The following is a 14,041-nucleotide window of genomic DNA, read 5'->3' as shown; positions in this document are numbered from 1 at the left end:
ACAAATAAGGCTTTTTCTGCCAGTTTTCTGATTTTTATATAAATATTATGAATAGCTGGATCGGAAAATAGATCAGAAAACAGTCCTGCTAAATCTGGAGCATTTCGTCCTGCAGAGAGACGGACTCCTGCTCTTCTAAATGGTCTTCATAAATGCTTAAAGGTCCTTCATAAACCTTTTTCAGCAAACGAGCGGTTCGGTATTCTCCCGGCGTAATAAGCCCCAGAGGTTTTTCCCATAAACGAATCCCTGCCATATTTAAAACGGTAGCTACAAACTGAGAGCAAAAATACGCATATTTCCGCTCCAGCGATTTGCCAAATGGTATAGTAGCAATTCCCAAAAGATTATATCGGTAGTTGTGTTGATTCAGTTGAAAATGACGAATGACCTTTCTCATTTTTTCCTTCTGACGATCACTTACTTCCAGTTCGAAAATTTCACAGGTTGTGTCGGGAAATCTGGCATAAATTCCGTGCTTCACATTTTCTTTTACAAAACCCGCTCGAAGTGGATTATAAGCCTTTTTCCGTCCAAAACTGTACAGCTCAGTCAGTTCCTTATCAAGCGATAGGGACACATGATTATAAGGCTCTTTCGTATAAAGGCGGATGGTCTGGGAAAAAATTGTGCCTGTTTTCGTTAATACTATGTAAACTTTAGCCATTTTCCAAAAAACTCCTCTCTGCCTCTTCTAAACTATACAGGATTTTTTCCAATCTATCCACTATATTTTTGCAATTTTCCTAATAATAAGTCTGGAGGAGTAGATTAATGGCTAAAAGAGACGATTCTTTTCTACTCTTGATCCGTCTCCTTTTGTTTATCCTTTCTTATTTCCCTTAACAGAAGTGAAATAAAGGAAATAATGGTGAAAATAACAAAGAAATCCGGCTGAAAGCGTCCATCCAGCAGATATCCGGATCCATACCCAACTGCTATTCCAATTACAATCGAAATAAGCAGCATCTTCATAATAGACATCTGTCTTCCCCTTTCATATGTCCTTACTGTCTAGATTTTTTATTAAAAGAAAAGGTAGATATAATAGCAAAAAAATAAATGCAGCGATGATCTCCAGCCATAAAATATACCAAGGGAATTCAGGTAAATAGTCCAGCAAGCTTGGATTCGCAGGCTTGTGAGCCAAAAACATGTAATTGGCTCCAATCCACCGGTTAAAAAAGAAAATAACAACCGCTATTCCATTTAACACCAGCATCGTCCTCCACACCGAATGAATGGTTACCCGTTTTCTCTCAACGACGATCATGTAGATGGACGCCAAAATGATGAAAATATGGGCAATAAAAAAGTGAAAATATCGGTAATGGGGAAAATCATAAAATAATTCCGGGGTGATCAGGGCTTGCAGGGCACCTCCAACTCCCAGAAAATAGACGATTTCAAACCATTTTTCTGAACGTGTCACAAGCATAACAATGCTCATAATTAAGGATAAGGAGCACAGCTGAAGCGGTAAGGTTTCCCGAATATCCCATTCTCCCGCTGTAAGGTACCAGAGATTTAGAGTTGCCTCACTTAAAAGTAAAACGGCAATCAGTATGTATCGTACCCATGTATGCAAAAGAGAATGATTTCGGATGTACTTTCCAAAAACCATGAATACAATGACGAAAAGTACCCCATTGACCAGCATAACCAGGTGAGAGGCTGAAAACAGCGAAAATGGATCTCCTGGATTTTCATAGGAAAAATAATCCAAAAACATACGAGTGCCTCCACGTACCGTTTCCCAATAAGGAAAAGAATGATTCGAAAAGCTGTAGAACTCCTTATGGTTACTCAAAAAGTATGACATATTCTGAGGCATTCGTCTACTTTACAGGTGGAGTGAATTGGATATCAGGAGGAATAAATATGTGTGCCTTCCCGTCTGATTTCAAAGGACAATTCCTCCAATTTCTGTAATATCCGTTCTTTTTCTTCCCTGTTAAGAGGATGAATCTGATTTGAACGTATACGATAAGGCGTAAATGCCATCGTTAGGTTGTCTCCGTCTATTTTCAGTGTCAGTACACCTGTTTCCGCCGTATTTCCCTGAACATAATCCGGGAACAAAAAATTCCCTAAAGAATAAGCAATCGGTTTATTCTGATAATACTCAAAGCCCTGTAAAACATGAGGATGTGCACCTATAATTCCATCTGCACCTGCATCAATCATTTTCCTCGCATAATCCCGCTGCCACGCCTCTGGCCGGACATTGCCTTCCACTCCCCAATGGATGTATACAAACAAATAGTCGGCATCCCCTTTTTCCTGTTTGATGGTATTCAAAACCTGCTCCTGCTGATAGGCACTGGCAATGACCGGTCCCTTTCCTTCATACCAGCGTACAGCCGGTAAAAAGCGGGAAAACCCTAAAAACTTAATCGTCCTCCCTTTTATCTCTATTGTCTGTGCTTCATAGGCCCTGTCCCGATTAACCCCTGCCCCAAAATATTTCAAATCGTGTTTGTTCAAATGTTTAATCGTATCCTTAAATCCATCCTTCTGATAATCCAGTGCATGATTGTTCGCAAGGGTAACCATATCAAAACCCGCCTGCTTGATCCCTGACAAGGCTTTAGGATCTGCTTTGAAATTATAAAGCTGGACTGTATCCTTTTCCTGCTCCGTCGTTACGGCCGTCTCCAGATTAAGAATGGCATAGTCGGATTTTCTTACTTCCTTCTTTACATACTGAAAGGGATAATCCGGCCCCTGCTGATTGATAGCTGATCTTATGGAACCATCAAACATCGTATCACCTGCAAACGAAATGGAGATAGGTTCTTGAGGTATGAGAGGCAAAGGGGATTCAGGCATTGATTTCTGTAAAACATCATGCTCCAGCGAGTGGTGGTAGGCGTAGGTTTTCCTGCTGTCTTCTTGTCCAAACAAAAACATTCCCATAAATAGCAGAACAAGCAATATCCCGGCACCAATGAACCCAACTTTCTTCATATTCCTTCCTTTCCTGAAATCATCCTGCATATCATCACAGGACAATCTCCCTATGTTTTTCTTATTTCTGGTATATGCAGAAAGGAAGATTGATAGAAGTAAGAACTGCAGCCGGCCTTTTCCAGACATTAAAAAAAGGATGAAATGATCATCATTTCATCCTTCATGAACAGGATATTTAAGCCTTCTCTACTTTTGTCTGTTTGTGGATATTCCAGAGTCGATAAATATGCTGGACAATAACTTTTCCTACAGCATAGGAAGGAATGATTAAAATCATCCCAAGAACCCCTGCTAAGTTCCCCCCGACTAATACTAAGAGAATAATCGTCAGTGGGTGAACATTCAGGGATTTACCCATCACGACCGGGGAAATCAGATTACTCTCGGCCTGCTGGGCAACAACCATGACGATAATGACATACAGAGACATGATCGGGTCCTGGAACCAGCCGGCAATGACAGCTGGAATGGCTGCAAGGAACGGTCCTAAAAACGGAATCACATTCGTGACCATTCCAAATAAAGCCAGTAAAAGTGAATAATCGAGGCCAATGATGAGATAGCCAATAAAGAGCACAATCCCTACAAAGGAGCTTACGATTAATTGCCCCTGTATGTAGCTGGCAATAGCCTTATCCATATCTCCCAGAACTTCTCTTATCTGATGGGACTGTGTTTTTGAAAAGTAACGGGTAACATTGGGAACAAATTTTTCCTGATCACTTAATAAATAGAATAAAATAAACGGTACAATGACCAGGGAAACGATAAAGCTGACAACATTGCCTAAAACAGAACCTATATAATTTCCTGTTGACATCAGGATATCCTCAAGCCGGGTACTTACATAATCAATGGCATCCTTCACATATTGTGGAAGCATTTCCTGATTGGCCTGCCAATAAGTGATGCCCTGTTCCACCACATCCACCATTTCCGGAATATTATCAATCAAATTCGAAAATTGCTGATGGACCACGGGTGCAATAACGGAAATAATAAAGGTTAATAGACCGATAAAAATAAGATAAAGAAGCAAAATTCCCAGTTTCCGGGGTACCTTTATTTTTTCGAGCAAATGAATAAAGGGCCGGAATAAATAGAAGAGAATGCCTCCCAGTAAAAATGGGATAAATAACGTCTGAAAGAAAACGACTACAGGCGTAAAAACGAACTGCACTTCATTAATCAGCCAGATAATCGTTAAAAACAGGATAATCCCTATACAAACACGAAACCACTTAGTTTTTGTTAAATCCATCATATCCTACCATTCCTATTTCAAATTTCCTTTTCTACTATCTTACCATTATTGCTAAATTTTTCATTATCTATTCTAAAAAAATATTATGAAATTTGCTATTCCGACTGAATTTGAAATAGGAGCAGACTGGTTTAAGCTGAAGTTGTGATGGTTAAAAATTTGATTTGGAGACCATATAAGGGTGACTGTTCCCTTAGAACGAACATCACCCGGATGAAACATTCACTTTCATTCTGGCATCATAAGAGCTGAAAATTTTACCATATAAAAAAGCAAAACTGAATTGTAAGCCAGATGCTAGATAAAATGGCAGTGAAAGTGAACCTAACCCATATAAGTACCCTGCTATATACGGCCCAATTGAGATAGGCAGTCGCATGGAAAAAAGATTAATACTAGATGCGAAACCACGGCGCTTTCCACGAGTCAGACTGACACTTAACGCTTGTTGAGCCCCTTGTGTCCCCCGATTTAAAGCTGTTCGGAGGATATAAACGATTGAGACAAGAGCGTAAGAGGATATGATTGGCATTAAAATCAAAAGCAGGCTTGCAATGAACCGAATAAACACAACGGATTGAACGGTTCCATGTTTATGAGAATGTCTTGCTTGTAAAATGGAGGCAACACCTGTTGCAAAAAAGGTCATAGCCAATGTACCCCCAATTTGAGTGCTGCTAACCCCAAATTTTACTGAAAACCAATAAGACATCATTGGTCCTGTTAATCCAATGGCAATCCCATTTAGAACATTAATCAATGCAAGTTTTAAGATCGCAGCATTTTCTTCTTTTATTATGTTTTCTTCCCTATTCCCGGTTTCCTCACTACCAAATTCCTCATGTCTGGATTCCTGCTGTTTTATACTGCTTTCTTCCCGAATGGTTAAAATAATCAAAGTAGTTACAAGTGAAAAAACAAACGTGAAATAAAATGCAAGTCGGTAAGAGGAAATTCCAGAAATATGATTTCCTCCTGTGCTTAAAGTCCCAATCAGTAATGCGCCCATCGCCATTCCGAAAAAACTAAGAGCATTATTAAGACTATATACCCTTCCACGTTCAGTTGCAGGAATAAAGGAGGCAAGCCATGCCTGTTCCACCGGGGCAAACGGACTGGACGAACCTGCATCAGCTTTCCCGAAACCAGCAAGTGTGATGGCAATAAACAACAAAACAGGGCTTGTTGAAAGGATTCCTATTAATGCACACCCAGCTGTTAATAGTTCAGAAAAAAGTACGAATGGTTTCCTGCCTGATCGATCACTAAAAACACCGATGAATGGTGCAAGCAGAACACCGAGAAGACCACCAGCAGCGAGCACACTTCCGATTGCTACTGAACTCCACCCTAATGCGCCGAGGTATAAAGCTAAGATAACAATCATCATACCTTTTCCAATACTCCGTATGGCATTGACCAGCATAAGTTTTCTAACCGCTGGATGTATGGGTTTGTTTTGTACATGATCTACTTTTACTTCACCTAACATATATTACCACTTCATTCCTCACTTTATTGTAAAATTTATCATGAAGGTTTATGTACGCTGCTAACTTTGCTAAGTTCAAGCAACCCTATCTATTATTCCAGTCTGTACTGCCATTTATGCACAAACGTTCCAGTCTCCTGGTACGTTAAGAACAAAGGCGGAAGCGCCCGTTTAGCGACGTACGGACTGGACTGAGCCGGAGGAGATAAAACAAACACGACGAACAGCGTGAGTCGATGTTGACTTATCGGACAGAGGTGAAGGAAGTCTCGCTAGTCGCTGGGCGCTGGAGCCGGACGTCGCCTCTCCCTATTTTTTATCCACAAATCAGTAATTTTATAATTTCCTATACCATAAAAAAAGGTGCTAAAGGTAATTTTTGATCACCTCTAGCACCAAATATGTACTCTTCCCTATTTTAGCTTACGGGCGTATTGCCGATAAATTATGGAAGATGACAGCTTTTCCGTTTTGCTATTCGTATCCTTTACAGCCTTTTCAATAATATGGTGGTGTGGTGCCCATTGACAAACTGGATCGGTTGCATAGGCATCCCCGGTCAAAGCAAACGCCTGACATCGACATCCGCCTCCATCCACGTGCCTCAGATCACATGAACGACAAGTTTCAGGCATCCATTCTTCCCCACGGAATTGATTGAAAGACTTTGAATCATTCCAAATATAGCGCAGGGATGACTCCCGCACATTTTCAAAGAAGAGACCCTCAATCATCCCGGCAGTTGGGCAAGGAAGGACATCCCCATTCGGTGCTACCGTAAGTCCAATCTGTCCCCAGCCCCCCATACAAGGTTTGGGGGTCGATGCGTAATAATCAGGAATAACCCAAATCATTTCCATTTCATTTTTGAGACGGGCTTTTGCTGCTTCATAAACTTCACTTGCCCGTTCGATTTGCTCTCGAGTTGGTAAAAGCTGGTTTCGATTGAGTAAGGCCCAGTTATAGTACTGTGTATTAGCTAACTCCACACGTTCTGCTTTCATTTCCTCCGCAAGGGCAATAATCTTATCTAAGTCATCAATGTTTAAACGGTGTAAAACAAAATTCAATGATAAATGCATGCCACTCTTTTTTACCGCTCTGACCGCTTCCCGTTTCCTATCAAAGGCCTTATAACCACCAATTCTATCCGATTGTGTTTTTTCACCTGCCTGAAAGCTTATCTGCACGTTGTCTAAACCCGCTTCTTTAAGGTGTTTAGCCTTTTCCATTGTTAATCCGATGCCACTTGTAATTAGGTTCGTATACATCTCTAATGAATAAGCGTGTTGAACGAGAACATCCAGGTCCTTCCATAAAAGTGGCTCACCACCAGAAAAATGAACCTCTACAACCCCAAGTTCTGCTGCTTCTGATAAAACATGAAGCCAGTCTTCTGTTGTGAGTTCCCTTTCCTTCTGTATCATTTCGATCGGGTTCGAACAATATGGACAATGCAAGGGACAACGATGCGTTAATTCAGCCAGTAACGAGTAAGGAGGCTCGACTCTATTTGTCTTTGACTCTATCATATTGTATCACCACCCATCCATAATCTACCATGTCATGGAGAAACTGAGTGATTTCTCTCTTCATTTTTTCGAAACTGGGTAAGGCTTCTGTTTCTGTGTTTTCTGAACCTTCCATAAGTGAATCCCTCAATTTCCCGGTGATGGTGTGAATCGTTTCGTTTCCGTCACAAAGAGCCAGAATAGAAGCAGCCGTTTCGTTTAAGACCACAACCTTTTCTGGCAGCAAAAGAAGATGTTTTTCCCTTATCTGATCATATTTTAGTCTTCCTTTTGTTGAAAGCTTTGGAAAACTGGCAGTCAAAAATTATTCCACCACCAATCTTTTTAAGTTTCCTAAAAAAGTGCTTTTAGTGAGGAAAAGCGTGTTCGATTGCATCAAGCTGCGCCCACAACACATCACACTTAAAACGTAAAGCATCAATCGCCCGCTGTTGTTCTTCGGGGGTCTGGCAATAGTCCATAACAATCTTAAGTGCAATATTCGTATCACGCGGTGCCTGTGTTAAGCGATTATGAAAGTACCCCAGTCCTGAGTGATTAATCCAAGGATATAAGTCTTCCAACACCTGAATTCGATTTGAAATGAGGTCAGGAGAAAATAGTTCAGTTAACGAGGAGGCAACAGCTTCAATCCAAGTTTTTTCCTGCACAAAGTTAACGTAGGCATCGACGGAAAATCGAACCCCAGGGACGATATGGTCTTCTTCTAATAGTTCCTCCCGGGACAACCCGACAGCTTCTCCCAGTTTTAACCACGCTTCAATTCCTCCCTCACCCTCATTTCTACCATCATGATCAGTTATTCGCTGGATCCAATCCCGACGGAACTCCCTTGATGGCAGTTTCGATAAGATCACTGCATCTTTTATCGGGACAGATTTCTGATAGTAATATCGGTTGGCCACCCAGCCCTGAATTTGCTCACGGCTTAATTTTCCTTCGTGCATGGCCACATGAAAAGGGTGTTTATCATGATAGAACAAACGCCCCACATCTATTAATTGCTCCTTAAATTCTGCCTGAGTCAAAGGCTTTTCTCTTTTTTTAATCTCCTTATCCTTACTAATGAATCCGCCCTGCTCTATCATTCTCAAACCTCCAGTTCCATACCTTCATAAGCTATCTCAAACCCATGTTGTTCCAAAGCATACGCTTCCTTTGAATCCTTTCTCAGAATAGGGTTGCTATTATTAATGTGAATCAGGATTTTTCGTTCGGCTGAAAACGATGTTAATTGCTCCATTATCCCCGATGGACCACTAATCGGTAAATGCCCCATCTTTTTTGCATTTCTTTCCGTTGCTCCCATTACAACCAATTCCTCATCCGACCAAAAGGTTCCGTCAACCATTAAAACATCAGCTTTCTGTAGACAAGATTCTATTTCGGGAGTGATGGTTTCGATTGCAGGGAAATAGGCAATACATTTACTGGAAATCTCATTATAAAAAAGCAAACCCACCTCCCAAACACCTTCTTCGCCATCATTTCCCCCATTTGACTTGGCATAAAGTGGCGGTTTTCTTGAAACAGGGACAGTCTCAACAATTATAGATCCTTCATCTGGGCTTCCAATACGTTGTTTTCCATTGTGGTGAAGGGTCTGCCATTCCCATGTGCAATAATTTTGCAGCATCGGCTTCACTGGGAAAGATGAATGTAAACACTTCTGTACAGTATCCGTTCCATATATGGTCAAATGGGAACCTTCTCTAAGTGATAATAAACCAATGGTATGATCAAGCTCAGCGTCAGTTAAAATAACACCAGACAAAGGTGTTTCCCTAATTCCGCGACCCGCATGCAGCGAGGCAAATGACTCAATTTGCCTGCTTACATCCGGGCCTGCATTGATTAGATACCAGTCCTTATTATTTGTACTTACTGCAAGAGAAGACTGTAATAAAGGCCTAAGCTCACTTTCTCCATCACGAACATCACGACAATTGGGACAAGCACAATTCCATTGCGGGAAACCTCCACCCGCCGCTACACCTAAGACTCTAATACGAATTTTTCTTCCATCCTTTCAACCATATTTACAGCATGTTTCCCCATCCACATACTATTTCAGCTTGTTAACTACAAATTATTGTCCACGCTTTTTTGACCGAAACCCCTTACTGATGTACGAATACATGGTCACCTCTGAAGCCGTATTAATTATTTTGTACTCGGGTGTCTTCCACATATCTTTCACCCCCTTAAATGACAGCAATGGTTATGAATAATAGCCATGGTGTGCTTATTTCACCATACGAGATTATTTTATGATGGCAGAAACCCTAAAATAACCAAAACCTTTACGTAAGAGTTGTCCAACAAATGACCACAGCAACGAAAGACGAAAATATGAAATATGAGGAGTTATACTTTAAGGAGGGCTTAACAATCATGAGTCTGCAAAAGCTGATAGGATAAATAAAGCGCAAGAGTCGGGAGCTTATATATTTTATAAAAACGGCTGGAAGGTCGTATGAATATGTCCTGGAATAAAAAAGAGCATAGAAAAGCGCCTGGATTGACGTAGTGATCCAGGCGCTCTTTAATGGAATCAACATGGTTCCTAAAGATGCCTAACTAAGCCGGGTATTTTTTATCGGGATAAAGCCTCAGCAGTAAGAAGTTTTATTGTGTTTTCTCATTTAGATCACTCAAGACCCCCTCCATCTGTTCATTCATGGAAAGGCGGAATTTTAGTTCCACCCGTCTGGACTGGTCCATATCCTCCTGTCCATCGACGAGAATCGGATGACTTTCAGACTTGCCTATCGCTGAAATTTTTTCACGCAGGGCATCCTTATGGGGAAAATCCCCGAACTCATCACTTAAAATGTAACGGACAATACTGAAGGCACGGTCCTGTGAAAGCTCCAGATTATACATATAGGAGCCGTCGGAATCAGTATGGCCTTCAATTAAAATCGCATCAATTTTATCCCGATTTTTCTCATTCAGCAGAACCGAAGCATAGACAGGGATAATTTGTTTGAGCTGCTGCTTAAACTCAGGTTTTAAATCGGATTTATTATAGTCAAATAGAAGATCACTATCAAACTTAATGGCACCGGATTCCTTGTCGACTTGAACATCCACCCCTTCCTGCTGAAAGGCCATGGATAGCTGTTCAATCATGCCCCGTTCATAGCCAACGAGCGAATCGATAATCTCTTCTTTCTCCTGTACTTCCTTTTCTTTCCCTTCAATTTGCTGCTGCTTCGTAAACATCAGCGTAATTAATATCAGCAGAATCACCAGCAAAATCGTCGCTAAAATGTCCGTGAAAGCAGGCCAGAAGTTTCCTTCCCGGGTGCTTGCTTTAAATAAACGATTATATTTGGAATTCATGGCCTACCATTCTCCCTGGCACCTATTGTACGAACCGATTGCCTCATGCGCTGATCCCAGTCATCAATTCGGTTCCGTATGTCACCAACAGCATGAATGACCTCCCGATTCGCGTTATGACTTGATTCCATATGGTTGTTAACATAATTATTTACAGCTGAGAACTGACGCTCCATGGCCTGATTGGTGTTCGAGACAAATTGCTCAAACTTCTGGATGCTGTTATCCAGATTTTTCGACATAATCGCGTCTAAATTACGGAAGGCATCATTCATTTGATTCGTCATGTCATTCATCACCTGTTTTAACTGATTCGCCTGATCCTGATTGCTCTGCTTCAGACCGTCATTCACATCACGGATGAGCTGATAGGATTGCTGAATAAACTCCCGATTGGACTTATCCGCCTGCTCAAAGCCGTATTTAATAGCCTCAAACTGTCTGCGCATGCCTTCATTTTGTGAGGAAAAGCTCTGGATCTCATCCCGCAGACGCTGTAATTCGTCCTTTTGGCTCTGGTAAAATTTCATAAATTCCTGTTTTTCCTGTCCTAAACTTGTATATTGATTCTGGAGACGTTCCAGATGACTCTCCAGCACCATGACATTTTCGGCAAAGCTTTTCGTCACATGCAGCAACTGATCAAAGGAACGATCCTGTAAGACATTTTTGATTGTATCTGTGGCTTTCCCGACATTCGTAATATAGTTCTGATTTTTCGTCTCCAGCTGTTCCATACTGTAAGCGACCTTTTCCAGCTGATTGACATTATGGTTGTAAAAGTCCGCCATTTTCTGATACGTCTGCTCCATTTTTTCATCCAGCCGCTCCATATAGCCCTTGCTATCGCTCGTCAATTGCTGTACGTGGGCACTGGTATCTTTGACAAACGTGGAAATATCGCTTGACAGATCCTTCACACTTTCATCCACACTTTTGATGGAGTTTTCCTGTGATTGCAGCTGCTGTAAAAACTGAGTAAACTGATCATTGATATGGTCCATCCGCTTATTGAAGGAATCAGATGCGTCCTCCAGGTTGTCAAAAATTCTGTACAATGTATCTGTGCTCTCCGAAAACTTCTCATTGTAGTCCCGCATATTACTCGAAGCCTGCTCCATAGTGTCGGAAAATTCATCCAGTTCCTCCAGGCTCTGATGCATATCGGTGATAGCTTCCTTTACCTGATTGAGGGAATCCACCATTCGGCTTTCCCACGTATGCTTTCCATAGGACTGAAGCATATTTTCCGCTTTTAACGTCAGCTGCAGCATTAAGTTCTCTGCATCCCAATTCCGGTACACAAAGGTAATGAGAAGGGAAGCAGCAATTCCGCATACACTGGTATAAAAGGCCGTGTAAATTCCATCTAAAACATTCTGAATGGAGGACTGCATATTGGCTCCATTTATATCAAGACCTGACAAGGCACTGATAAGCCCGACGAAGGTACCGAACACCCCGATTAAAATCACGGTAGACCCCGAGGATTGAATTCGTTTAATTCCACTTAAAATACTGGTCGATTGATATGGAGTCGAAAATTTTGACATATAGGATTCCACAAAGGCCTGCACATCCACATGATCATCTTCTTTGCTGTTGGCCCGGTCGTATTGCTGCTTTAGTCCCTGCCAGAACTCGCTGTCTTCTACCTTTTGCTCAGCTGAATCCAACTGCGCTCTTAAAAAGGTAAAAATGCTGCGATTCTGCCAGATGACACGCACCGTCACAACGGCTAAAAATACAAACGTAACAACAATAATCATCCGTGCAAAATCATTACTTGCCGGCAAAAAATCAAACACCTTCATCCCCCCTTGTACGCTGAAACTTGGAAAAGCCTTTCTTTAACCAACTTATTAACAGCTGTACAAGTTTAGAACATCGATCCCTCATTTACACCTCCTGCCCATCTGCCACGACTTACCATACATAATGACAAGGACAATTAGAAAAATAAGGATATGAAAACATTATGGTCTATCTTTGTATGTTTAATTGTTATTTGTGTACCGCTGACAACTGCCGCTGGAGAGGATATGGTTTCGGTCAAATTAGTCAACTTTATCGACAATCCGAAGAAGCTTCACATTCAGGTTCAAGGGGAATATCGAACACTCAGCCCCTTTTTTCGTCTTGAGAAAGGAGGGAATTATACACTTTTCGTAAAGAAAGGAAAGCTTTATCTTAAGGATAAGGACGGAAAACATAAGCTTCCGGACACGATCACCCTCATTCCTGAATCCTATGAGGAGAATCTTTTATACATTAATGACCGTCCTTACCAGGGGGCCATGGAGTTTACCGTTGAAAAAGGAAAATACGTCCGCCCCGTGAATCAATTGCTGCTGGAAGACTATTTAAAAGGTGTCGTTCCCTTTGAAGTCTTTTCAACCTGGAATCTGGAAGCTCTTAAGGCTCAAAGTCTGGCCGCCAGAACCTATGCGCTCATGCACCTGAATGGGGAAAAACAGATGAATGACACCATCCAATTTCAGGTGTATGGCGGCTACTCCACCTTTTCCAAAACGAATAAGGCTGTCGAGGAAACGAAGGGCGAAATTATTACTCATAACGGTAGACCGATCACAGCCTTCTACTCGGCAAGCAATGGAGGGTTTACAGAATCCAATGCAAATGTCTGGGGAAGCAAGCCCATCAGCTATTATCCCATCAAAAAGGACCCTTATGATCCGGGACGTCCGTGGACATTTACCCTGCATAAACAGCAGCTGCCCATGGATACCTTTGTCTGGGCCTGGAATGCACCGGACGTCTGGCCCCATTTACAGGGCAAGGACAAAAAAATGATGAAATCGATGGAAAGCTGGGTGGAAAACCAGGGGTATCAGGACGTAAAAATTTTAGCGATTCCCCACTTTTCCATAGCTGATCAGAAAACCGCTGCCCATCGCTCGGTGAGAGGATCGGTGACGATAACCTTTATGCACCGGATTCTCGGAATGATGATGATGGATGAAATTTCATTAGAGAATGTCCCACTATCGAAAATCCGCCCTATGATTGGCGGTTCGATTTTTAAAAGTTACCTCATCACCTCGTCTGAATCTACAGATGATGCCTATGTGGTGAAAGGAAAGGGCTATGGGCACGGGGTCGGCATGAGCCAGTGGGGGGCACAGAAAATGGCCGAGGCCGGGAAAACCTATCAGGAGATTCTTCAATTTTATTTTCCCGGAACCGATGTGACCCGGATTTACGAGGAAGCACCTAAGTAATGAACACTTACAGTTCCAGTAGAGAAAACAATAAATCACACACCAGACAGGAGTACAAATCGCATAGCGTTTCGTACTCCTGTTTTTATTGATTTCACAACATTTATTACGTCCTAACACCTAAATTAACATGATAAAGTGAAACTTCCATCAGTGGGGGGGGTTCTCCATCCCCCACTGATTTGGCCAG

Annotated in this window: 14 protein-coding genes; 1 reads left to right on the top strand and 13 read right to left on the bottom strand. The window is 41.8% G+C overall.

Features of this window, described 5'->3' with window-relative positions; translation table 11 throughout:
* Nucleotides 1-88 precede the first annotated feature (88 nt).
* The 13 genes from ACZ5OK_RS07390 to ACZ5OK_RS07330 all read right to left on the bottom strand — a co-directional run bounded on the left by ACZ5OK_RS07390 (nt 89) and on the right by ACZ5OK_RS07330 (nt 12,417).
* A complete protein-coding gene (locus ACZ5OK_RS07390) occupies nt 89-667 on the bottom strand; it encodes a C40 family peptidase (RefSeq protein ID WP_343840668.1) in 579 nt (192 codons plus the stop codon).
* A gap of 131 nt (nt 668-798) precedes the next feature.
* A complete protein-coding gene (locus ACZ5OK_RS07385; protein ID WP_343840666.1) occupies nt 799-984 on the bottom strand; it encodes a hypothetical protein in 186 nt (61 codons plus the stop codon).
* A 13-nt stretch (nt 985-997) separates the two neighbouring features.
* The gene (locus tag ACZ5OK_RS07380) at nt 998-1,732 is read right to left on the bottom strand and encodes a YwaF family protein (protein ID WP_343840664.1); all 735 of its coding nucleotides are present in this window, start codon (nt 1,730-1,732) and stop codon (nt 998-1,000) included.
* A 134-nt stretch (nt 1,733-1,866) separates the two neighbouring features.
* The gene (locus ACZ5OK_RS07375; protein WP_343840662.1) at nt 1,867-2,970 is read right to left on the bottom strand and encodes a CapA family protein; all 1,104 of its coding nucleotides are present in this window, start codon (nt 2,968-2,970) and stop codon (nt 1,867-1,869) included.
* Nucleotides 2,971-3,148: 178 nt separating this feature from the next.
* Entirely contained in the window at nt 3,149-4,237 is a 1,089-nt protein-coding gene (locus tag ACZ5OK_RS07370) for an AI-2E family transporter (protein WP_343840659.1), read from the bottom strand.
* Nucleotides 4,238-4,442: 205 nt separating this feature from the next.
* Nucleotides 4,443-5,729 carry an MFS transporter gene (locus tag ACZ5OK_RS07365; RefSeq protein WP_343840656.1) on the bottom strand — a complete coding sequence of 429 codons (1,287 nt, stop codon included), beginning with the start codon at nt 5,727-5,729 and terminating at the stop codon, nt 4,443-4,445.
* 413 nt (nt 5,730-6,142) lie between these two features.
* A complete protein-coding gene (gene pqqE / locus ACZ5OK_RS07360) occupies nt 6,143-7,261 on the bottom strand; it encodes a pyrroloquinoline quinone biosynthesis protein PqqE (RefSeq protein ID WP_343840653.1) in 1,119 nt (372 codons plus the stop codon).
* A complete protein-coding gene (pqqD, locus tag ACZ5OK_RS07355) occupies nt 7,239-7,562 on the bottom strand; it encodes a pyrroloquinoline quinone biosynthesis peptide chaperone PqqD (protein WP_343840650.1) in 324 nt (107 codons plus the stop codon). Before pqqD ends, pqqE begins: the two co-directional genes overlap by 23 nt.
* Nucleotides 7,563-7,608: 46 nt before the next feature.
* The gene (pqqC, locus tag ACZ5OK_RS07350) at nt 7,609-8,349 is read right to left on the bottom strand and encodes a pyrroloquinoline-quinone synthase PqqC (RefSeq protein ID WP_343840647.1); all 741 of its coding nucleotides are present in this window, start codon (nt 8,347-8,349) and stop codon (nt 7,609-7,611) included.
* A gap of 2 nt (nt 8,350-8,351) precedes the next feature.
* Nucleotides 8,352-9,269 (bottom strand): pyrroloquinoline quinone biosynthesis protein PqqB, encoded by a 918-nt coding sequence (gene pqqB, locus ACZ5OK_RS07345; protein ID WP_343841494.1) that lies wholly within the window; start codon nt 9,267-9,269, stop codon nt 8,352-8,354.
* A gap of 81 nt (nt 9,270-9,350) precedes the next feature.
* On the bottom strand, nt 9,351-9,452 hold the full coding sequence (pqqA, locus tag ACZ5OK_RS07340; protein WP_425542213.1) for a pyrroloquinoline quinone precursor peptide PqqA: 102 nt from the start codon (nt 9,450-9,452) through the stop codon (nt 9,351-9,353).
* A 437-nt stretch (nt 9,453-9,889) separates the two neighbouring features.
* Nucleotides 9,890-10,609, bottom strand: a complete 720-nt coding sequence (locus ACZ5OK_RS07335; RefSeq protein ID WP_343840645.1) for an OmpA family protein — start codon at nt 10,607-10,609, stop codon at nt 9,890-9,892.
* Complete coding sequence (locus tag ACZ5OK_RS07330; protein WP_343840643.1) at nt 10,606-12,417, bottom strand: MotA/TolQ/ExbB proton channel family protein; 1,812 nt, start codon at nt 12,415-12,417, stop codon at nt 10,606-10,608. Before ACZ5OK_RS07330 ends, ACZ5OK_RS07335 begins: the two co-directional genes overlap by 4 nt.
* A 159-nt stretch (nt 12,418-12,576) precedes the next feature.
* Between ACZ5OK_RS07330 and ACZ5OK_RS07325 the strand changes: the two genes are divergently transcribed.
* Complete coding sequence (locus tag ACZ5OK_RS07325) at nt 12,577-13,851, top strand: SpoIID/LytB domain-containing protein (RefSeq protein WP_343840640.1); 1,275 nt, start codon at nt 12,577-12,579, stop codon at nt 13,849-13,851.
* Nucleotides 13,852-14,041: the final 190 nt, after the last annotated feature.

This window comes from Salinibacillus aidingensis (assembly GCF_055393355.1).
The sequence above is the reverse complement of the archived record's forward strand: the minus strand, read 5'-3'. Positions and strand labels throughout refer to the sequence as shown.